Raw genomic sequence first — 20,585 nt, 5'->3', positions numbered from 1 at the left:
CCCGGTCAGGGGGTGCGCGGCCGCCTCGGGAGCGTGCCGGATCAGTTCACTTCGTCCCGGTCCGGCGGGCTCGTCCCCGCGGGTCCGGGCGGATCACTTCAGGCCGAAGGCCCGGATGATCTCCTGGTCGACGCCCAGCCCGTCGGCCGCTTCGGCGTGTGCCTTCAGCGAGACGAACGAGCCGGCCTTGGCGGCGGGCTTGAACCGGGCGGTCCAGGAACCGGCCGCGTCCTTGCGGAGCTGCACCGGCTCCCAGCTCCTGCCGTCGTCGTAGCTGACCGACAGCGAGGCCCCGGTGGCCTTCACCGCGCCGTCCAGCCACTCCTGCGTCCCGGAGGAGAGACCCACCTCGGTCCAGCCCCCGGCCTTCACGTCACCGGCCAGGTCGGTGGCGACCCGGTAGTCCAGCTGGAGCAGCGGGATGTCGGCCTGGAAGGGGCCGTTCTCGTCCATGGCGCCGGAGACGAAGTTCCACTCGGTGTGGGTACGGACGGAGGTCTTCCACTCGTCCGCGTCCCGGGCGGAGTCGAGCACGAAGCGGTACGGCAGCTTCTCGGGCGAGACGTCCCAGGCGTAGCCCGCCCGGCCGGCGACCTTCTTGATCAGGGTGTCGCCCTGGTAGAAGGCGGTGCTGGTGGTGTCGTACTCGTCGTTCGGCATGGCGCCCGAGTGACCGGCCCCGGAGTCCGTCCACGGGGTGATGTTGAACTGGATGTCGTTGTAGACGGACCGGAACGGACCCCAGTAGCCGGTGCCCAGGCGCGGCCGGGCGATCGGGGCGAACCACTGGGCGGGGTAGGTGCGTCCCGCCGTGTAGTCCAGGTCGCCGCTGCGCATCTCCAGGGTGGCTTCCGCTCCGTCCTCGCCGAGGACCGAGTGGTTCTCGTACCAGAAGGAGGCGCCGGGCAGCGGGGTGACCCACTCCTCGCGGGTGCCGGGGAACTTCTCGTACTCCTCGAAGCCGATGCCGGGACCGTAGTCGGGGATGTCGTAGCGGTAGCCGCCGCCGAGCCGGTCCTTTTCGCCGTAGAAGGTGTTCTCCACCTTCGCCAGCTCACGGGCGGACGGGGCGTACGCCAGCGTGCGGTCCGGGACGGTGCCGTCGTGGCGGTCGACCAGGTCGTAGACGTAACGGGCGAACTTGCGCTGGGTGACCGTCGCCTTGGCGCCGCGGTGGACCGCGTCGATCAGCTTCCCGCCCGCCAGGCGCTGGACGGCGGCGACCGGGATCGCGGTCTCGGTGCCGTACGGGGCGTAGGACTCCATCAGGACGCCGTCGCCGTCGTTGACGACGAACAGCGCCCGGGCACCGGCGGCCACCGCGGCGGCGACCCGGTCGGCGGGAGCGACCGCGTCGCTCCGGCGCACGACGACCGCCTTGCCCCTGGCGTCCAGGCCCCGGTAGTCGGCGGCGGCACCGTTGCCGGCGAATACGGTGGCGAGCTTCTGCGTTCCGCCCTCGGCGACCGGGGAGCCGTTCTGCACCGTGACCGGGACGTCACGGCCGTCGGCCGACAGGTCGATCAGCTTCTCGCCCTGCCGCCAGCGGGTCAGGAAGGAGAAGCTGCCCTCGGTGACCTTCTCGGTGGGGCTCGCCCACAGCTGGTCGTAGATCATCGGGATCTGGTAGGCGTCGCGCTGGACGGTGCCGTCCGGTGCGGTACGTGCCATGTCGTACCGCAGCTGCCGGGTCTCGGTCTCCTTCGGCGTGCGCACCGAGACCTTGTGGGCCTTGGAGGCGTCGAGGGTGACCGTGGTCGGCTTGCCGAGGATGACCTCGGGGGCCGCGAGGAAGGCCAGCGCCTTCGAGTCGGCCCGGTCACCGGCGACGTCCGCGGCCGTCCAGGCGGTGTAGTTGCCCGGCGGCAGCCGCAGCGTGGTCTCGCCGGAGACCGCGACGGGCTGGAGCTGCGGGTCGCCCAGCGCGCCCAGGACGACGGTGCCGTCCATCGGTTTGCCGTCGCGGTCGCGGAGCTTGAGCGTGAGGTCGTACAGCTCCTGCTCCTTGTTCAGGGCGAAGCCGGTGTGGGCGACGACGGTGCCCGACGCGTCCTTGGCGAGGATCTGGCCGGAGAACTGCGTGTTGCTGGCCACCTTCGACGGGTCCAGCGAGAGCACGGCCTCGGCGGTGGCACCGGCCGGGACGGTGAGCCGCTTCGTCGAGAGGGTGTACGCGTCGGAGTCCGTGTCCGTCGCCAGGTCGAGCGTGACGTCCTTCGCACCGGTGTTGCGGTAGGTGACGGTCCGCTCGGCGACCGGGTCGGACGGGGAGTGCGGCCAGGCGTACGAGGCGACCGCGACGGAGCCGGTGGCCTCGATCGTGGTGTCGACCGCCGCCTTCACGTCGAGCCGTCCGGTGCCCTGCTCGTACGGGGTGTAGTCGGTCAGCCGCTTGGACGAGCTCATCAGCGCGTCCTTGATCCGCTGGCCGGACCAGTCGGGGTGGCGCTGCTTCAGGATGGCGGCGGCGCCCGCGACATGCGGGGTCGCCATCGACGTACCGGACATCGACTGGTACATGCCCTCGATGCCGGGGACCGACTGCGAGGCCGCGGCGTTGATGTCGACGCCCGGTGCGGAGAGGTCCGGCTTCAGGCCGTAGGACCTGACCAGCGGGCCCATCGACGAGAAGTCCGCGCGGTTGTCCTGCTTGTCGACGGCGGCGATGGTGAGCGCCTTCTCCGCCGAGCCGGGCGATCCGATGGTGCCCGCGCCGTACGCGTTGCCCGCGGCGATCACGAACAGCGGGCCGCCGTCGGCGGACAGCGCGTTCACGGCCTGCGACATGGGGTCGGATCCGTCGTCCGGGACGCTGGAGCCGAGGCTCATGGAGACGACGTCGGCGCCCTCGGCCTTCGCCCACTCCATCGCCTCGATGATGCCGGAGTCGGCGCCGCTGCCCTCGTTGCTGAGCACCTTGCCGACGATCAGGTCCGCGCCGGGGGCGACGCCCTTGTTGGTGCCGTCGGAGGCCGCTCCGGAGCCCGCGATCGTGGAGGCGACGTGGGTGCCGTGACCGTGCTTGTCGTTCACCTCCTCGCCGGGGACGAAGCTCCGGGACTCCACCACGCGGTCCTTAACGTCCGGGTGCGTGGCGTCGATGCCGGTGTCCAGGACGGCGACCTTGGTGCCCTTGCCGTCGTAGCCCTCGGCCCAGGCCTGCGGGGCGTTGACCTGCGGGACGGAGTCCTTGAGCGCCGCCTCCACCCGGCCGTCGAGCCAGAGCTCGGCGATCCCGGCGTCCAGCGAACGGGCCGAGGGGGCGCCGGTGACACCGTTCCAGAAGGTGCGGGCGGTGTCCTTGTCCGTCTTCAGCGCGGCGCCGTTGATGCTGGGAAGGCTGCGGACCTTCTTGGCGCCGCGCGGCGCGGCGGGCAGTGCGCGGCCCTTCGCCGCCGGGTAGGTGGCGATGAGCGGGATGCCGCCGGACCGCTTGTCGTCGTAGCCCATCTTCACGAGCGCGGAGACGTTGAACAGCCTGCGGTCCAGCTTCCCGGCGGCGAGCAGCGCGGTGGCCTCGTCGGGCAGTACGTAGATGTCGTCACCGGCCTGCTGGACGTGCACTCCGCCGTTCGCGCCGTCGGGGCGGTCCACGGTGACGGTGTCCTGCTTGCCGACGCCGTCGGTGTAGTGCACGACGTCGCCCGTGAGCAGGGTGATGTCGTACTCCTTGACGGGGGCGGCGGCCTGGCGTCCGGCGGGGCCGGGGGTGCCCTGCGCGGCGGTGGCGGCGCCCGCCGCGGGAAGCAGGGCGCCGCTCACCAGCGCGACCGAGGTCGCTATGAGCAGTGCTCTGCGTCCCGCACGCGCGGATCTCGCCCGGCCATGGGCGGAGGAGGGAGTCGGATTCATGGAGCAGATCTAAGGGCCAAATCCGTGGCTACGGTGGGGTAGGGCCCTGGCGTGAAGCCGCCGTGGCGGCAACCCGCCCGTCGTGGACCGGAACCGAAAGCGGCTCAGACCACTGCGGGGACCGCCCCGGCGGGCGGGGACGCCTCGTGGTGGATCGGGGTGTGCGCACCGGTGAGCGGAACACCGCTGCCGCCGCGCCGGTCCGCGACGATCTCCGCGACGATCGACAGCGCGGTCTCCTCGGGGGTGCGGGCGCCGAGGTCGAGGCCGATCGGCGAGTGCAGCCGGGCCAGTTCGAGCTCGGTGACACCGACCCGGCGCAGCCGCTCGTTGCGGTCCAGGTGGGTGCGGCGCGAGCCCATCGCGCCGACGTACCCGACCGGCAGCCGCAACGCCCGCTCCAGCAGCGGGACATCGAACCTGGCGTCGTGGGTGAGGACGCACAGCACGGTGCGCGCGTCGACCTCGGTCGTCGCGAGGTAGCGGTGCGGCCAGTCGACGACGAGTTCGTCGGCCTCGGGGAAGCGGGCCTTCGTGGCGAAGACCGGCCGGGCGTCGCACAGTGTCACGTGGTACCCGAGGAATTTGCCCGCCCGGACCAGGGCCGAGGCGAAGTCGATGGCCCCGAAGACGATCATCCGGGGCGCGGGGACGCTCGATTCGACGAGCAGGGTGAGCGGACGGCCGCAGCGCGAACCGTCGGCGCCGACGGTGACGGTCCCGGTGCGGCCCGCGTCCAGCAGGGCGCGGGCGTCGGCGGCGGCGGTGCGGTCCAGTTCCGGGTGTCCGCCGAGATGTCCCTCGTACGAGCCGTCGGGGCGGACGAGCAGGGGGCGGCCGAGGAGTTCGGCCGGTCCGTCGGTGATCCTGGCGACCGCCGCCGCCGTGCCCCGTGCGGCGGCGGCGAGCGCGGCGGCGAACACCGGCCGCGCGGGGTCGTCCGCGCGGACCGGTGTCACCAGGATGTCGATGACGCCGCCGCAGGTCAGCCCCACGGCGAAGGCGTCGTCGTCGCTGTAGCCGAACCGTTCGAGCACGGTGGTGCCGTCCTCCAACGCCTGTCGGCACAGCTCGTACACCGCGCCCTCCACGCACCCGCCGGAGACCGATCCGATCGCCGTGCCGTCCCGGTCGACGGCGAGCGCGGCCCCGGGCTGCCGGGGTGCGCTGCCGCCGACCGCCACGACGGTGGCCACGGCGAAGTCGCGTCCCTGCCCGGCCCACCGGTCGAGCTCCTCGGCGATGTCCAGCATGGCGTCTCTCCTTCTGCGGGTATGCAAAGGGGCGGGCGGAATCCGCCGGCCGTTACTTGGCGCCGACCCAGCTCTCGATCGGGCTGAGCGCGAAGTACACGACGAACACGGCGGTCAACACCCACATGAACGCGCCCACTTCGCGGAATCTGCCCTGCGCCGCCTTGATCGCGGCGAAGGCGATCACCCCGGCTCCGACACCGGCGGTGATGGAGTACGTGAACGGCATCAGGGCCACGGTCAGGAAGACCGGTACGGCCACGGAGCGGTCGCCCCAGTCCACGTGCCGGGCGTTCTGCATCATCATCGCGCCGATCACGACCAGCGCCGCGGCGGCGATCGGCCCCGGCACGATCTGGGCGAGCGGGGTGAAGAAGAGCCCGGCCGCGAAGAGCAGGCCCGTGACCACGGACGACAGGCCGGTACGGGCGCCCTCGCCGACCCCGGTCGCGGACTCGATGAAGACGGTCTGCCCGGAGGCGCCGGAGACACCGCCGATCGCACCGCCCGCGCCGTCGATGAACAGCGCCTTGGACAGGCCCGGCATCCGGCCCTTGTCGTCGGCGAGCCCGGCCTCGGTGCCGACGCCGATGATGGTGGCCATCGCGTCGAAGAAGCCGGCCAGCACCAGGGTGAAGACGATCATGCCGACGGTCATGGCACCGATCTCTCCCCAGCCGCCGAACTCGACGTGGCCGAAGAGTCCGAAGTCGGGCAACGAGACCGCGCTGCCCCGGAGTTCGGGCGCGCTGCCGCCCCATGCCTCGGGGCTGATGTCGGTGACCGCGTTGACGACGACCGCGAGGACCGTGCCGACGACGATGCCGATCAGGATCGCGCCGGGTACGTTGCGGGCCTGGAGCATGAAGACGAGCAGCAGGGTGACGCAGAAGAGCAGGACGGGCCAGCCGGTCAGCTGTCCGCCCGTGCCGAGGGTGACGGGGGCGCCCTTGCCGACGAACCCGGCGTTGACCAGGCCGATCAGCGCGATGAACATCCCGATGCCGATGGTGATGCCGTGTTTCAGGGCCAGCGGGATGGCGTTCATGATGATCTCGCGCAGCCCGGTGACGACCAGCAGCACGATCACCACCCCGTACATCACGCACATGCCCATGGCCTGCGGCCAGGTCATGTGGGGTGCCACCTGGGTGGCGAGCACACCGGAGACGGAGAGCCCGGCGGCCAGGGCGAGGGGCACCTTGCCGATGAATCCCATCAGCAGGGTGGAGACGGCGGCGGCCAGGGCGGTCGCCGTGATCAGCGCGGCGTGGCCGAGCCGGTGGCCCGCCGCGTCCGGGCCGGAGAGCAGGAGCGGGTTGAGCAGGAGGATGTAGCACATCGCCATGAACGTGGTGATGCCGCCGCGCACTTCGCGGGCGACGGTGGAGCCGCGTTCGGAGATGTGGAAGTACCGGTCGAGCCAGGATCTTCCGGCCGGGACGCGCGAGCCTGGGCCCGCGTCCGGTGCACTGGTCCTGGGCTCCACTGAATGCTGGGTCATGATGCCTGACTCCCAAGGTTCACAGGGACACCCGCGACACGAAAGCGACATGCGGGTTTTGGGATGACTGCTGGCGGCACGACCCGGGGGACGGCCCGAGGCGAACGATGCGTGCAGGGTGAAATGTGACACGGCACCCGGCGGCGGGCCTCGCCGCACCACAGGGGTACGGCGAGCCCGGCGCGCGGGGGCGGGTGGTGCGGGTGCTTCAGCTGCCGGTGAGGTGTTCCGGGCGGACCGGCGTCCGGTTGAGCTCCAGCCCCGTCGCGTTCCGGATCGCCGCGAGGACGGCCGGGGTGGACGACAGGGTGGGGGCCTCGCCGACGCCGCGCAGCCCGTACGGCGCGTGGTCGTCGGCGAGTTCGAGCACATCGACCGGGATGGTCGGGGTGTCGAGGATGGTGGGGATCAGATAGTCCGTGAAGGACGGGTTGCGCACCTTCGCGGTCCTCGGATCGACGATGATCTCCTCCATGACGGCGACCCCCAGCCCCTGGGTGGTGCCGCCCTGGATCTGTCCCTGGACGGAGAGCGGGTTGAGCGCCTTGCCGACGTCCTGCGCGCAGGCCAGTTCGACGACCTTGACCAGGCCGAGTTCGGTGTCGACCTCGACCACGGCGCGGTGGGCGGCGAAGGAGTACTGGACGTGGCCGTTGCCCTGCCCGGTGCGCAGGTCGAACGCCTCGGTGGGCCGGTGGCGCCACTCCAGCTCGATGTCGACCGCCTCGTCCTCCAGCACGTCGACCAGGTCGGCCAGTACCTCGCCGCCGTCGGTGACGACCTTGCCGCCCTCCAGGAGGAGTTCGGCCGTGGCCCACGCGGGGTGGTACGAGCCGAACTTGCGGCGGCCGATCTCCAGGACCCGCTCGCGGACGGCCTCGCAGGAGTGCTTCACGGCGCCGCCGGTGACGTACGTCTGCCGGGAGGCGGAGGTGGAGCCGGCCGAGCCGACCCGGGTGTCGGCCGGGTGGATGGTGACCTGGGCGACGCCGAGTTCGGTGCGGGCGATCTGGGCGTGGACGGTGACACCGCCCTGCCCGACCTCCGCCATGGCCGTGTGCACGGTCGCCACCGGCTCGCCGGCGATCACCTCCATGCGCACCCGGGCGGTGGAGTAGTCGTCGAAGCCCTCCGAGAAACCGACGTTCTTCAGGCCGACGGCGTAGCCGACGCCGCGTACGACGCCCTCGCCGTGGGTGGTGTTGGAGAGCCCGCCGGGCAGGGCCCGTACGTCGGGCTGCTCGCCGGCCGCCTCCCACTGGCGCTCGGGCGGCATCGGGCGGGCCTTGACCCGGCGCAGCAGTTCGGCGACCGGGGCGGGCGAGTCGACGACCTGCCCGGTCGGCAGCACGCTGCCCTGCTCCATGGCGTTGAGGCGCCTGAACTCGACGGGGTCCATGCCCAGTCCGGCGGCGAGCTTGTCCATCTGGGCCTCGTAGGCGAAGCAGGCCTGGACCGCGCCGAAGCCGCGCATGGCGCCGCACGGCGGGTTGTTGGTGTAGAGCGCGATCGCCTCGATGTCGACGTCGTCGACGACGTACGGGCCGACGGCGAGCGAGGCGGCGTTGCCGACCACGGCCGGGGACGAGGAGGCGTACGCCCCGCCGTCGAGCACGATGCGGCACTTCATGTGGGTGAGCCTGCCGTCCCGGGTGGCGCCGTGCTCGTACCAGAGCTTCGCCGGGTGGCGGTGGACGTGTCCGAAGAAGGACTCGAAGCGGTTGTAGACCATCTTCACCGGCCGGCCGGTGCGCAGGGCGAGCAGGCAGGCGTGGATCTGCATCGACAGGTCCTCGCGGCCGCCGAAGGCGCCGCCGACGCCGGAGAGCGTCATGCGGACCTTGTCCTCGGGCAGGCCGAGGACGGGGGCGATCTGGCGCCGGTCGGCGTGCAGCCACTGGGTGGCGACGTACAGGTCGACGCCGCCGTCCTCGGCGGGCACGGCGAGCCCGGACTCCGGGCCGAGGAAGGCCTGGTCCTGCATGCCGAAGACGTACTCGCCGCTCACCACGACATCGGCGCGGGCCGCCGCCGCGTCCGCGTCGCCGCGGACGACGGGCTGGCGGTGGACGATGTTGGGGTGCGGCACGTGCCCGGCGTGGTGGTCGTCGCGGTTCTCGTGGACCAGGACCGCGCCGGGACCGGTGGCGGAGGCCTCGTCGGTGACGACGGGCAGTTCGCGGTAGTCGATCCGGATCTTCGCGGCGGCGCGGCGGGCGGTCTCGGGGTGGTCGGCGGCGACGAGCGCCACCGGTTCGCCGTGGTGGCGGACCTTGCCGTGGGCGAGCGCGGGGGTGTCCTGGATCTCCAGGCCGTAGTTCTTCACCGTGCTCGGCAGGTCGTCGTAGGTGAGCACGGCGTGGACGCCGGGGGTGGCGAGGGCCTCCGCGATGTCCATGGCGGCGATCTCGGCGTGGGCGACGGTGGAGCGCAGGGTGTGGCCCCAGAGCATGTCCTCGTGCCACATGTCGGAGGAGTACGCGAATTCGCCGGTGACCTTGAGGATGCCGTCGGGGCGCAGGGTGGACTCGCCGATGCCTCCCTTGGTGCGGCTGCCCTGGTTGATGCTGGTGGGGTTGCCGGTGACGCCCATGGTCAGACCGCCTCTTCCGCTCGGGCGGCCGCCAGGCGGACCGCGTCGAGGATCTTCTCGTAGCCGGTGCAGCGGCAGAGGTTGCCGGAGAGCGCCTCGCGGATGTCCGCGTCGGAGGGCTGCGGGTTGCGCTCCAGCAGTTCGTCGGCGGCGACCAGCAGACCCGGGGTGCAGAAGCCGCACTGGACGGCCCCGGCGTCGATGAACGCCTGCTGGATCGGGGAGAGTTCGCCGGATTCCCGGCCGTCCTCACCGGTCGGGCGGGCCTGCCACTGCCGGGCCCGGTCGAGCGCGGTGCCACAGGCACCGGGGGCGCAGCCGCCGCCCGGGTGCTGCTCGGCGCGGTGGGCGGCGAAGTCGGCGAGGCCTTCGACGGTGACGACCTCGCGGCCCTCCACCTGTCCCGCCGCGACCAGGCAGGAGCAGACCGGCACACCGTCCAGGCGGACCGTGCAGGAGCCGCATTCGCCCTGTTCGCAGGCGTTCTTGGAGCCGGGCAGGCCCATCCGCTCGCGGAGCACGTAGAGCAGGGACTCGCCCTCCCAGACGTCGTCCGCCTGGTGCCTGCGGCCGTTGACCGTGAAATTGACGCGCATGATCAGGCGGCTCCTTCGGTGCTGCGGCCGTTGCCGCGGTACGACTCCCAGGCCCAGCCGAGGGTGCGGCGGGCCATGATGCCGACGGCGTGGCGGCGGTAGCTCGCGGTGCCGCGCACGTCGTCGATGGGGTTGCAGGCACCGGCGGCGAGCGCGGCGAACTGCTGGGCGACGGACGGGGTGATGATCCTGCGGTTGTCCCAGAAGCCGCCCTCCTCCAGCGCGGCGTTCAGGAACTCCTCGGCCTCCTTGGCCCGTACGGGGGTGGGGGCGGCCGAGCCGATGCCGGTGCGCACCGTGCGGGTCCCGGGGTGCAGGGCGAGGCCGAAGGCGCAGACGGCGATGACCATCGCGTTGCGGGTGCCGACCTTGGAGTACTGCTGCGGTCCGTCGGCCTTCTCGATGTGCACGGCCCGGATCAGCTCGTCCGGTTCCAGGGCGTTGCGCTTGACGCCGGTGTAGAAGGCGTCGATCGGGATCATCCGGGTGCCGCGTACGGACACGGCCTCGACCTCGGCGCCCGCGGCGAGCAGCGCCGGGTGGGCGTCCCCGGCGGGCGAGGCGGTGCCGAGGTTGCCGCCCACTCCGCCGCGGTTGCGGATCTGGGGCGAGGCCACGGTGTGCGAGGCGAGTGCGAGCCCGGGGAGTTCGGCGCGCAGATGTTCCATGATGCGGCTGTAGGGCACGGAGGCGCCGAGCCGCACGGTCTGCGGGCCCACCTCCCACTCGGACAGTTCGTCGATGCGGTTCAGGTCCAGGAGGTACTCGGGCCGCCGGTGGTCGAAGTTGATCTCCACCATCACATCGGTGCCACCCGCGATGGGCACGGCCGTCGGGTGCTCGGCCTTGGCGGCGAGCGCCTCCTCCCAGCTTGCGGGGCGAAGGAAGTCCATGAGTGGCTCTCTTCTTCTCAATCGGGTCGTTCACCGGGACGGGGTGCGGCCGGCCCTGGGCAGGGCGATCCTGCTGTGTTGACGCGGTGTGTGACCCAGTACACAAGGCGTGTCCGGCCCGGTGCAGTCACCGAAACCATGAAGGAGTTGGCTGCTCGATCTCCTCGTCTTGTAGATTCGAACGAATGGCGGAGGTCTGCGACCTCACCGCAATACCCAGTTTTCACCCCCACCAACGAAAGAGATCGGCGGCGACGAGATGCGGCTGCGCGCACTGCTGGAGACCGACGCGCTGGGCCTGCGGCTGCTCGGCGGGGAGGACGAGCTGGACCGCTCGGTCCGTGGCGTGATGACCACGGACCTGCGGGATCCCAGCCGCTATCTGTCGGGCGGCGAGCTGGTCCTCACCGGCCTGGCCTGGCGCCGGGGCGCGGCGGATTCGGAGCCGTTCGTCCGCATCCTGGCAGGTGCCGGGGTGTCGGCGCTCGCGGCGGGCGAGGCGGAGCTGGGGGACGTTCCGGGCGATCTGGTGGAGGCGTGCGCGCGGCACCGGCTGCCGCTCTTCGCCGTGCACGAGACCGTCGCGTTCGCAACGATCACCGAGCACGTGGTGCGGCAGGTGTCCGGGGAGCGGGCGGGTGATCTGGCCGCGGTCGTGGACCGGCACCGCAGGCTGATGACCTCGGGCCCGGCGGGCGGCGGGCCCGAGGTGGTGCTCGATCTGCTCGGCTCCGACCTCGACCTGCGCGCCTGGGTGCTCTCCCCCACCGGCCGGCAGATCGCGGGCGCGGGCGGCACGCCGCTGCCGGGGCCGGTCGGCGCCGCGCTGGCGGGCCACCACCTGGCCGCCACCCGCACCGGCCGCCGCGCCCCGCACCGGGCCGTGGTCGACGGTGCCACGTATTCGCTCTTCCCGGTCCGGAACACCGGCCGCGGCGCCCTTCCGGCCTCCCGGGACGTGCGCGAGTCGGTGCTCTCGGACTGGCTGCTGGCCGTCGAGGCGGACGCCGGGGACTGGCCCCCGGCCCGGCTCGACCTGCTCCAGGGCGTCACCCAGCTGATCGCCGTGGAGCGGGACCGGCGCGACGCGGCCCGTACGGTACGCCGCAGGCTCGCCCAGGAGGTCCTGGAGCTGGTGCAGACGGGCGCCCCGCCCGCCGAGATCGCCGCCAGGCTGCGGGTCGCCGCCCCGGTGCTGCTGCCGGGGCTCGGGGCCGCGCCGCAGTGGCAGGTGGTGGTGGCCCGGGTCGAGTGGGGCGAGACGGAGGCGCGGCCCGGCACGGGCACCCCGGCGGGCCCGTCCGAGGCGATCGCGGGCGGTCCGGTCGCCCAGGCGCTGCTGGAGGAGATCCTGGTCGACCCGGCGGTCACCGGCCCCGATTCGGCCGACCGGATCGCGGTCGCCCATACGGGTGAGGAGGCGGTCGCGCTCGTACCGCTGCCCGCCGTCCCGTCTCCCCAGGACGCCGGTCCGGACACGGCGCGCGACGGGTCACAGGCCGGTCCGGCGCTCCACGCCGACGTGCTGCTGGCCGCCGTCCGCGAACCGCTCTCGGCCGGTCTCGCCGACGACGGCCGGCTGACCCTGGGCGTCAGCGCGGCCGTGCATTCGCCCGAGGGGCTGCGCGGCGCGCTGGAGGAGGCCCGGCACGCCCGCCGGGTGGCGGCGGCGCGCCCCGGACGGGTCTGCGCGGCCGGGCACCACGAGCTGGCCTCGCACGTGCTGCTGCTGCCGTTCGTACCGGACGACGTGCGGCGCGCGTTCACCGCACGCCTGCTCGACCCGCTGCGGGACTACGACCGGCGCCACCGCGCGGAGCTGATCCCGACCCTGGAGGCGTTCCTGGACTGCGACGGTTCCTGGACCCGTTGCGCGGCCCGGCTGCATCTGCACGTCAACACACTGCGCTACCGGGTCGGGCGAATCGAGCAGTTGACGGGCCGTGACCTTTCGCGGCTGGAGGACAAGCTCGATTTCTTCCTCGCCCTGCGTATGAGCTGATTCCGGGCTCCGGCAGGGCAGTTGGGCCCTCCCGCCGTTTGTGAAATCTTTCACCTGAGATCGAACGACCTCTTGGCCCCGCGTGTGGATCCGTGCTGAGATTCCGCCCAGACCCAACACAGCTCGATGGCGCGCTCGGGGAGGGCAACGGTGGCGCATACCGCCAAGTCTGGTTCCGGAACGACAGCAGATGACGATCCGCCGCTCCAGACAGCGGTGTGGCGGCTGCGTTCACGCGCCTGCTGGACGGACGCGGCCGCGCTGCTCGAACCCGCCGCGGCCACCGATCCGGCCGCGGCCCTCCAGCGCACCGCGCTGCTGACGGAGCGGTGCCTGTACACCGGGCAGGGCTGGACGGACGCCGAGGACGCGCTGCGCACCGCGGAGGCGCTGGCCCACGACGACGACGAACGCGGCAGCGCCGCCTGCGAGCGCGGCCACCTGGCGTACGCCTCGACACTCCTCGGGGTACGGGACCGGGCCGACGAGGCGAGTGTCGCGCTGAGCCGGGCCGCCGCCCTGCTCGCCCCGTCCGCGGCCGCCCGCCCATTGCTGGACTTCCGGCGGGGCCTGATCGCGCATAACATCGCCGACTCGCCGCAGGCCGCCCGCGCCGCGTACCGCCGGGCACACGCCGGGGCCACCGCCCGGGGCGACACGCTGCTGCTCTCCTCGACCTGGCGCCATCTGGCCCTGCTGTCGCTGCGGGAGGGGGAGCTGGCGGAGGCCCGGCACGGCTTCGCGGAGTGCCTGCGGATCAGGGAGGAGCTGGGCTATCTGATCGGTACGGCCCCGGCCCTGATCGCCCTCGCGGACGCCGAGCCGGAGCCGGAGGCGGCGGGCAGGCTGCGCGCCGAGGCGGGGCGGCTGTTCCGGCTCCTGGGCGGCGTGCCGACCTGGCTGGCACCGTATCTGGACCCGCCGCCGAAGACGGCCGGGGCGAACTGAGCGGGGCTTCCGAAGGCTTCCGGAGGCTTCCCGGGGGCGGTAGCCGAGCCCGGTCAGCCCCCGGTGCCGTGGAAGTGCTCGCGGACGAGCGCCTGTACGACGGGCAGGTCCTGGGCGATCAGCGCGTCGAGCAGCGCGGTGTGCTCGGCGGCGTCCGCGAGCAGGTCGGCCCGGCGGGTGGCGGGGTCGGCCCGCAGGGGCCACTGGGAACGGCGGTGCAGGTCGTCGGCGACCGCCACCAGCTGCTCGTTCCCGCCGAGCGCGAGGACCGCGGCGTGAAAGGCCCGGTCGGCCTCCGCGTAGCCCGCCCGGTCACCGGCCGCGGCCGCGGCCACCGCGGCTTCGGCCAGCGGGCGCAGGGAGCACCAGGTGACGGGCGGCATGGTGCGGGCCAGCCGCAGTATCACCGGGACCTCGACCAGGGCCCGCACCTCGGCCAGCTCGGCCAGCTCGCGCGGCTCGCGCCGGGAGACCCGGAACCCCCGGTTCGGTACGACCTCGACGGCGCCCTCGACGACGAGTTGCTGCATCGCCTCGCGCACCGGTGTGGCGGAGACCCCGAACCGGACGCCGAGGGCCGGGGCGGAGTAGACCTCGCCCGGCTCCAGCCGGCCGTCGGCCAGGGCCGCGCGCAGCGCCTCCAGGATCTGGCCGCGCACCGAGTGCCGCCGCACCGCCGGGCGCGGCGCGGGCCGCTCGCCGTGGGTGTGCTCACCACGCGCCTGCTCGGGCACCCGGACGGCCGCCGCCGGGCCGGCCGGGGGCACGGCGGCTCCGTACGCCGCCCCGCCTGCTCCGCCCTGCTCCACTCGGACCTCCCCGGCCTGCCGCGGGCGTGACTCGCGCGCGCCCTGCCAGGTGTGCACGATAGGCGCACAAGGCCGCAGTTCAAACATCGATCCGTTCGGGTAAGGTAAGGCTAACCTGCAAACGATCGCGATTCGGTGGTCCTGCATGACCCTCCCCGCCCTGCTTCCCGGCACCGCCGCGTCCGCGCTCCGCGACGCCACGCCGTCCGCGTCCCCCCGCACCGCGGCGTCCGCCGTGACGGACGCGTACGCCCGCCTGGCCGAGGCCTTCCCCGGCCTGCGCGCCCAGGTGCTGGACGACGGCGAGAGCGCTCCCGGCACGACCGGCTGGGTGGGCGCGGCCGAGCTCGCCGAGGGCGGCGCCGCCCTGGACGCCTTCCTCGCCTGGGACCACGACCAGGTGGTGCGGGACTACGGCCAGGAGCCCCGGCCGGACGTGGTGGCCAGCTTCGGGCTGCACCGCTACGCCTGGCCCGCCTGCCTCCTGGTGACGGTGCCGTGGTTCCTGTACCGGCGGGTGCCCCGGGTCCCGGTGGCGGACGTGGCGTTCCACCGGACACTGGGCCGCATGGCCTTCCGGGTGCGGGAGTTCACCTGCCTGCCCGGCGATCCGGCCGCCGCGCTGCCGGGCGCCCGGGTGGTGGCCGACGAGGCGGCGCTGCGGGCGGAGGTGCTCGCGGCGGTGGCCGAACACATCGGCCCGGTGCTCGACGGCTTCGGCCCCCGGATGCGGCGCGGCAGGCGCGCCCTGTGGGGCATGGCGACGGACGAGATCGTCGAAGGACTCTGGTACATCGCCCATCTGCTGGGCGAGGAGCGCCGGGCCATGACCGAGCTGGAGGCGCTGCTGCCGGGCACCGCGAAGCCGTTCGTGGGCACCGCGGGCTTCCGCGACCTGACGGGGCCGGACGGCGAGTCGCTGCCCACCCGCGACCGGGCGAGCTGCTGCCTCTTCTACACGCTGCGCCCCGAGGACACCTGTGTCACCTGCCCGCGCACCTGCGACGCCGACCGGGTACGGAAGTTGACGCCGGTTCCCTGAACCGCATCCCTCGCATGCATGGCGGCAATCGAACTCAATTGCCCCTTCGCGCAAGGACATTCGAACCACTCCCGGTCAACCGCGCGTCGCATCGACCCGATGGCGTTCTCTTGCCCCGAAACCCCCTGCGCACGACGGGGTTTGAGCAATCATTGCGCCCGAAATGCCCTAACGCGACGCAAGGGACCGCGCATGAGACTGACCGACATATCGCTGAATTGGCTGCTTCCGGGCGCCGTGCTGCTCGTGGGAGTCCTGGCGGCGGTGGCGGTGGTCGCACGCGGCAGGCGCACCGCTGACACGTCCGCGGCCGACGACACCTGGGAACGCAGCGAGGAGCGGCGCAGACGCAAGGAAGCCCTGTACGCCAGCGCTTCGTACGTCCTGCTGTTCTGCTGTGCGGCGGTCGCCGCCGCACTCTCCTTCCACGGGCTCGTCGGCTTCGGCGAGCAGAATCTCGGGCTCTCCGGCGGCTGGGAGTACCTGGTCCCCTTCGGCCTCGACGGCGCGGCCATGTTCTGTTCCGTGCTCGCGGTGCGCGAGGCGAGCCACGGCGACGCGGCGCTCGGCTCACGCCTGCTGGTGTGGACGTTCGCGGGCGCCGCCGCCTGGTTCAACTGGGTGCACGCCCCGCGCGGGATCGACCACGCGGGCGCTCCGCACTTCTTCGCGGGGATGTCGCTCTCGGCGGCCGTGCTCTTCGACCGGGCCCTGAAGCAGACCCGCCGGGCCGCGCTGCGCGAGCAGGGCCTGGTGCCCCGCCCACTGCCGCAGATCCGGATCGTGCGGTGGCTGCGCGCGCCCCGGGAGACCTTCGGCGCCTGGTCGCTGATGCTCCTGGAGAACGTACGCACCCTCGACGAGGCGGTCGACGAGGTCCGCGAGGACCGGCGGGAGAAGGAGCAGAACCGTCTGCGCCGGAAGGACCAGGAGAAGCTGGACCGGGCCCACATCAAGGCCCTGAACCGGCAGAACCGGGCCTGGAACCGGGTCGGCCGAGCCGCCGCCGACCCGGTGGACGTCCAGGCCATCACCTCCACGGCGGGCACCGCACCGCCGGCCGTGGAGCCCGCCATATCCGAGCCGGGGCAACTGCCTCTGCGCCCCCGGCCGTCCTTGCAGGCCGTGACGGGTCCGGGCCCCGGTCCGGGTCCGGGCGCCACCCCGGAGCGCGGCAAGGATGAACCCGTCACCGTCGACCTCACCGCCGAGGACGACACCCAGGCACTGCCCCGGCTCGACTCGCTGGAGCAGAAGCTGAAGGACCTGGAGCAGCAGTTCGGCTGAACGTCCGGCCGATCCGCGAGCGGAAGGCCCTGACGGCCCGGCCCCGCCGGCCCGTCAGGGCCTTTCGGCGTCCAGCTCGAACCAGACGACCTTGCCCAGCGCGTGGGGACTGATCCCCCAGGAGTCCGCGAGGCTCTCCACCAGGAACAGCCCGCGGCCGTGCGTACCGTCGTCGGCGTCCGGTACGTACGGCAGGGGCAGCCCGGAGACGAAGTCCCGCACCTCCACGCGCAGCCCGGCGGGGGCCACGCTCGCGGTGACGACCGCGCCGTACGCGGTATGGATCAGCGCGTTGGTCACCAGTTCGCTGAGCAGCAGTTCGGCCACCGAGGCCGACTCGTCGCGCCACCGGTAGCGCAGGAACTCCCGCAGCGCTCCGCGTACTTCGCTCACGGCCGCAAGGTCGGTGTGGGCCAGTCTGCGCCGTAAGGTGACCGGGCCCCGGCCCTTCGTCCCCGGTTCTCGCGGCTCCCCGCCCGTCATGGAATCGGATTCGCCCTGACATCCCATCGGCTCCCCCGCCCGCACAGTGAATCGCCTCCTGTTCCTCGTCGTCCGCCGGTCGTTCCCGGTCATCGCCGTCCGTCGGTCGTTCTCGGTCGTCGTTGCCCGCCGGTCGCCCTCGGTCGTCGTCCTTGCCCGGAACATGTCCACGGGATGCATGCCCCGCTGACGGGCCATCACGCTTGTCGATTCATCAACAAGCGGACAGCGGCTCGCAGTCGGCCGGAGAGGCATCGGACATTCGCTCGACACAATTCCTCCTCCCGGGTTAACTCCCAAAAAATTCACATCGACCGACGTTGACGCCACCCTGTCTACGCGCGTCATCATGGGTGCCATGCGAATCCCCCCACGGATCACCACGCTCGGCGGCGCGACCGCCCTTCTCTCCGTCCTCCTCGTCGGCGCCCCGGCCGCCACGGCAGGCGCCGCGACCGCCGCACCGGTCGCCGCTTCCTCCCTCTCGTCCCTCTTCCAGGTCACCGCGGTCGGCAGCGTCTGTTACACGGCGCTGCCCTCGCAGGCCCACGACACGCTGGACCTGATCGACGCGGGCGGCCCGTTCCCGTACTCGCAGGACGGTGTGGTCTTCCAGAACCGCGAAGGTGTCCTGCCCGGCCAGAGCACCGGCTACTACCACGAGTACACGGTCATCACCCCCGGCTCCCCGACGCGCGGTGCGCGGCGGATCGTGACCGGCAAGAAGGCGCAGGAGGACTACTACACCGCTGACCACTACGCCACGTTCCGTCTGATCGACCAGGGCTGCTGAAGCCCTGCTCCTCGGGACCGATCCGCGCCGCAGACCCCCACCTGCGGCGCGGATCACACGCGGGTGCGGCGGGCGGCCCGCGTACCCGGCGACTTGTACGCTCCCCCCATGACCGTGACGTATGTGATCGACGGCGCCCGGGTCACCGGCCTGGACCGGTTCTGGGACGTGATCGGCGAGGCCGTGAACGGCACGGGCGGATATTTCGGCCGCAATCTCGACGCCCTCGCGGACTGCCTGCACGGCGGCATGGGCACCCCGCAGGACGGCGACTACGTCTTCGAGTGGCGGGACCACACGGCTTCCGCGCGGGCCCTGGGCCACGAGGAAACGGCCCGCCAGCTGCGGCGGAGCCTGGAGCGGGCCCATCCCAGCAACCGGGCGGCGCTCCGTCACCGGCTCGACGAGGCCCTCCTGGGGCGCGGTCCGACGCTCTTCGAGCAGATCGTGGAGATCCTGCGCAACGACGGGCCGGGGACGGTGCGGCTGGTGTGACCCCCGGACCGTGACCGGGGGCCGTGTCCCCGAAGCGCACAAAGGCACCGGTCGGCCGAGCGGGATCATCACTCGGCCGACCGGCACCATGGGGGTCGCGGGGATCAGAACTCGGTGGTCACCTTGGCTCCGTCGAAGGCCTCGGTGCCGTAGAGGCTGATGAAGTGGTAACCCGGAGCCGGGTTGTTGATGGTCAGGGTGTGCTCGTTGCCCGCGCCGACGGACTTGTCGGTGAAGACCTTGGTGGTGGCCCACTCCTTGTCGCTGTAGTAGAGGTCGGCGTCACCCGTGCCACCGGTGGCGGTGATCTTCAGCTGGGTGGTGCCGGCCGGGATGACGACGGCCAGGTAGGCGTAGTCACCCTTGACTGCCTTGAGGTTGCTGCGCGAGCAGTTCTTGTCCAGCATCCGGGTGTCGGCCGCCTTGCACTCGGTGATCTCACCGGGCGGGGTGGTGGACCCGCCGCCGCAGGCGCCGGCCGCGCAGGCGGTCAGCCAGGTGTCCCAGTCGGAGTCGTAGCGGCTGCCGATGGTCGACGTGAGCAGGGTGCGGGCACCGGCCCAGTCGCCCTTGCGGTAGAGACCGAGCAGGGTGTCCACGTCCGAGCGGTGCGACTCCAGCATGTAACGGACGGCCAGGTAGCCCCAGTTGTAGACACGGGTCTGGTCGGCGTTGTCGTAGGTGGTGTCGAAAAGGGTGCTCAGGCGGTAGGTGCGGTTGGCGGCCTGGGCGATGGCATCGTCGTAGTTGAGCTTGCGGTAGGAGTACGAGACGAACTCAGCGAAGCCCTCGACCCACCAGACGGTCGGCGTGGTCATTCCGGCCTCGAAGTCGCCGTACATGTCGAACCGGCCGTCGAGGTAGTGCGTGTACTCGTGGTTGAGGTTCCAGATCTGGAAGTCGGGACGGGCCCACTCCGCCTCGTAGGCGATGAACCGGGGCTGGTTGCCCACGGCCTTGGGGTCGCCCTCCAGGTACATGCCACCGTTGTTGGTGTCGATGCCGAAGATGACGCCGGCGTAGGTCTGGTAGTCGGCGCTCGAGTCGAAGGCGATGACCTCGATGGTCTTGTTGTTGTCATCGGCGACCGCGCCGTTGTCCCGGGCCACCTCGTGGAAGTAGGCGTCCTGGTTGTTCAGGCTGGTACAGCTGGCCGCCAGCTCCTCGGCGGTCATGTCCTGCGCCCGGATGGTGATGCTGTCGCTGCAGGTGTGCTTCACCGGCAGGACGGCCTTCTCCAGACGCTCCGCGAGGTCGCAGGCACCGTACTTCGCGCAGTTGTCCTTGTCGTAGGCGTCGACCATCTTGGCCAGGTTGACCCAGAGCGCGGCGGTGGGGCCGTCGATGGAGGTCTTGCTCATCAGGTCGGCCGCGAGCGGGCTCGCCTTGGCGCGCAGCGAGTCCTCCTTGAGGAATCGGCCGAGTTCGAGTCCCGCGTTGGCGGCCAGGAACGAATTCTTGGTGCCCAGCAGGTCGAGGTGGTTCGCGGCGAAGTCGTGCAGCGAGGTCAGCACGCTGGGGTCGGCCTCGATGGCGGTGATGAACTCGGGCACCTGGTGGCCGCGGAACATCACCGTGTACACGCTGTTCACGGCGTTGACCATGTACCACGAGTCGTTGTACGACGCGTCGTAGTCGGCCAGCATCTTCTTGACGACGTTCAGGTAACGGGCGTTCTGCTCGGCGCTGTCGACCAGGATGATCGCCTCGGAAAGGCTCTCACCGTTGGCGTCGGTGACGTCGTAGGCGTGCGAGGAGTTGAAGAATCCGTCCAGCGCGCCCTGGATGGCCGTCTTCAGACGCGGACCGTACTGCCCGACGGTGTCGGGGTCGTAGTACTGCACGTAGTAGCCGGCCCGCAGGAAGAGGATCAGCTGCGGCATGCCGGTGCTGCTGTCACCGGGGTACGAGGCCGACGCGTCGCGCATGGCGTCGGCGACGGTGACCATCTGGTCCTCGCGGAAGGCGTTGTAGCCGTCCTGGCCCTGGAGCTTGAAGAGCGTGTTGACGCAGTCGGTGGTCGCCGCCTTGACCT

The 20,585-nt window shown here is 72.0% G+C and carries 15 protein-coding genes; 6 read left to right on the top strand and 9 right to left on the bottom strand.

Features of this window, described 5'->3' with window-relative positions:
* Positions 1 to 93: 93 nt before the first annotated feature.
* The 6 genes from ACFCV8_RS27770 to ACFCV8_RS27745 all read right to left on the bottom strand — a co-directional run bounded on the left by ACFCV8_RS27770 (position 94) and on the right by ACFCV8_RS27745 (position 10,691).
* Positions 94 to 3,852 (bottom strand): S8 family serine peptidase, encoded by a 3,759-nt coding sequence (locus ACFCV8_RS27770; RefSeq protein WP_376688196.1) that lies wholly within the window; start codon positions 3,850 to 3,852, stop codon positions 94 to 96.
* Positions 3,853 to 3,956: 104 nt separating this feature from the next.
* Positions 3,957 to 5,105 carry an XdhC family protein gene (locus tag ACFCV8_RS27765; protein ID WP_376688195.1) on the bottom strand — a complete coding sequence of 383 codons (1,149 nt, stop codon included), beginning with the start codon at positions 5,103 to 5,105 and terminating at the stop codon, positions 3,957 to 3,959.
* Between the two features lie 52 nt (positions 5,106 to 5,157).
* Entirely contained in the window at positions 5,158 to 6,609 is a 1,452-nt protein-coding gene (locus ACFCV8_RS27760; protein ID WP_376688194.1) for an NCS2 family permease, read from the bottom strand.
* A gap of 208 nt (positions 6,610 to 6,817) precedes the next feature.
* Positions 6,818 to 9,202, bottom strand: coding sequence for a xanthine dehydrogenase family protein molybdopterin-binding subunit (locus tag ACFCV8_RS27755; RefSeq protein ID WP_376688193.1), 2,385 nt, complete (start codon positions 9,200 to 9,202; stop codon positions 6,818 to 6,820).
* A 2-nt stretch (positions 9,203 to 9,204) separates the two neighbouring features.
* Positions 9,205 to 9,798 carry a (2Fe-2S)-binding protein gene (locus ACFCV8_RS27750; RefSeq protein ID WP_376688192.1) on the bottom strand — a complete coding sequence of 198 codons (594 nt, stop codon included), beginning with the start codon at positions 9,796 to 9,798 and terminating at the stop codon, positions 9,205 to 9,207.
* A 2-nt stretch (positions 9,799 to 9,800) separates the two neighbouring features.
* The gene (locus tag ACFCV8_RS27745; RefSeq protein ID WP_376688191.1) at positions 9,801 to 10,691 is read right to left on the bottom strand and encodes an FAD binding domain-containing protein; all 891 of its coding nucleotides are present in this window, start codon (positions 10,689 to 10,691) and stop codon (positions 9,801 to 9,803) included.
* A gap of 259 nt (positions 10,692 to 10,950) precedes the next feature.
* Between ACFCV8_RS27745 and ACFCV8_RS27740 the strand changes: the two genes are divergently transcribed.
* Together ACFCV8_RS27740 and ACFCV8_RS27735 are read left to right on the top strand one after the other, a co-directional pair.
* Complete coding sequence (locus tag ACFCV8_RS27740; RefSeq protein WP_376688190.1) at positions 10,951 to 12,693, top strand: PucR family transcriptional regulator; 1,743 nt, start codon at positions 10,951 to 10,953, stop codon at positions 12,691 to 12,693.
* 150 nt (positions 12,694 to 12,843) lie between these two features.
* Positions 12,844 to 13,641, top strand: a complete 798-nt coding sequence (locus ACFCV8_RS27735; protein WP_376688189.1) for a hypothetical protein — start codon at positions 12,844 to 12,846, stop codon at positions 13,639 to 13,641.
* A 53-nt stretch (positions 13,642 to 13,694) separates the two neighbouring features.
* Here ACFCV8_RS27735 and ACFCV8_RS27730 read toward each other — a convergent pair whose 3' ends face one another.
* Positions 13,695 to 14,450 (bottom strand): GntR family transcriptional regulator, encoded by a 756-nt coding sequence (locus tag ACFCV8_RS27730; RefSeq protein ID WP_376688188.1) that lies wholly within the window; start codon positions 14,448 to 14,450, stop codon positions 13,695 to 13,697.
* A 145-nt stretch (positions 14,451 to 14,595) separates the two neighbouring features.
* Here ACFCV8_RS27730 and ACFCV8_RS27725 point away from each other — a divergent pair, with 145 nt between their 5' ends.
* Together ACFCV8_RS27725 and ACFCV8_RS27720 are read left to right on the top strand one after the other, a co-directional pair.
* Positions 14,596 to 15,492 (top strand): (2Fe-2S)-binding protein, encoded by an 897-nt coding sequence (locus ACFCV8_RS27725; protein ID WP_376688187.1) that lies wholly within the window; start codon positions 14,596 to 14,598, stop codon positions 15,490 to 15,492.
* Between the two features lie 192 nt (positions 15,493 to 15,684).
* Positions 15,685 to 16,779 carry a DUF2637 domain-containing protein gene (locus ACFCV8_RS27720; RefSeq protein WP_376688186.1) on the top strand — a complete coding sequence of 365 codons (1,095 nt, stop codon included), beginning with the start codon at positions 15,685 to 15,687 and terminating at the stop codon, positions 16,777 to 16,779.
* Between the two features lie 54 nt (positions 16,780 to 16,833).
* Here ACFCV8_RS27720 and ACFCV8_RS27715 read toward each other — a convergent pair whose 3' ends face one another.
* Positions 16,834 to 17,196 (bottom strand): ATP-binding protein, encoded by a 363-nt coding sequence (locus tag ACFCV8_RS27715; protein ID WP_376688197.1) that lies wholly within the window; start codon positions 17,194 to 17,196, stop codon positions 16,834 to 16,836.
* A gap of 424 nt (positions 17,197 to 17,620) precedes the next feature.
* On the opposite strand from ACFCV8_RS27715, the gene ACFCV8_RS27710 reads away from it, so the two are divergent.
* A complete protein-coding gene (locus ACFCV8_RS27710; protein ID WP_376688185.1) occupies positions 17,621 to 18,055 on the top strand; it encodes a ribonuclease in 435 nt (144 codons plus the stop codon).
* 108 nt (positions 18,056 to 18,163) lie between these two features.
* The gene (locus ACFCV8_RS27705; RefSeq protein ID WP_376688184.1) at positions 18,164 to 18,550 is read left to right on the top strand and encodes a barstar family protein; all 387 of its coding nucleotides are present in this window, start codon (positions 18,164 to 18,166) and stop codon (positions 18,548 to 18,550) included.
* 104 nt (positions 18,551 to 18,654) lie between these two features.
* Here ACFCV8_RS27705 and ACFCV8_RS27700 read toward each other — a convergent pair.
* Positions 18,655 to 20,585, bottom strand: a 1,931-nt coding sequence (locus ACFCV8_RS27700; RefSeq protein ID WP_376688183.1) for a M9 family metallopeptidase, incomplete at its 5' end; no start/stop codon positions are given.

Origin of the sequence: Streptomyces sp. NPDC056347 (assembly GCF_042262625.1) — a bacterium.
Taxonomy (GTDB): Bacteria; Actinomycetota; Actinomycetes; order Streptomycetales; family Streptomycetaceae; genus Streptomyces.
Note: the sequence above shows the minus strand (reverse complement) of the source record. Positions and strands in the feature narration are given on the sequence as shown.